The organism is Nocardia sp. NPDC058497, from assembly GCF_042720195.1.
Taxonomy (GTDB): Bacteria; Actinomycetota; Actinomycetes; order Mycobacteriales; family Mycobacteriaceae; genus Nocardia.
The window spans coordinates 2096-2637 of sequence record NZ_JBHXMY010000718.1; the positions used below are offsets into that span (position 1 = coordinate 2096).

The 542-nt window shown below is 67.0% G+C and carries 1 protein-coding gene and 1 pseudogene; both read right to left on the bottom strand.

Features of this window, described 5'->3' with window-relative positions; translation table 11 throughout:
• Nucleotides 1-257, bottom strand: a pseudogene (locus ACFWPJ_RS29970) (ribosome maturation factor RimM); the annotation flags it as partial.
• On the bottom strand, nucleotides 258-470 hold the full coding sequence (locus ACFWPJ_RS29975) for an RNA-binding protein (protein WP_378856443.1): 213 nt from the start codon (nucleotides 468-470) through the stop codon (nucleotides 258-260). It abuts the pseudogene before it with no gap.
• Nucleotides 471-542 lie beyond the last annotated feature (72 nt).

The window sequence follows — 542 nt, forward strand, 5'->3', positions numbered from 1 at the left end:
CCGCCGACTAACCGCTGGCCGCGCGGGGCGGGGGGGGGGGTGCGGAGGTCTCGGCCGGCGCCCAACCCCCGCGCCGGGCCGGCGTGGGGGGGGGCCGACTTCACGGTGTAGTCACGGGTCGCCGCGGATTTCGGCATCCTGCCGTGCAGGGTGGCACCGGGGGCGAACCGGAGTTCCGGTTCGTCGGTGCGCACCTCGACGACGAGTTCGCCGCGCACGCCGTGCGACTTGGCGACTCGACCTACGACGAGTTCCATCTAGGCGTCGGTGTCGACCACGTCGACCCGGATCCCACGGCCGCCGATACCGGCGACCAGGGTGCGCAGCGCGGTCGCGGTACGACCACCGCGCCCGATCACCTTGCCCAGGTCCTCAGGATGGACGTGCACCTCGACGGTGCGTCCGCGACGGCCGGTGATCAGCTCGACGCGGACGTCATCGGGGTTGGCGAGGTTTGCGCGAAACAGTATTTAGTAGGCAAAGGCAACAAACGCAGGCATTTATAGGTTTTTCTTTTAAAAAAATTTAGCTTGCGTCGAATA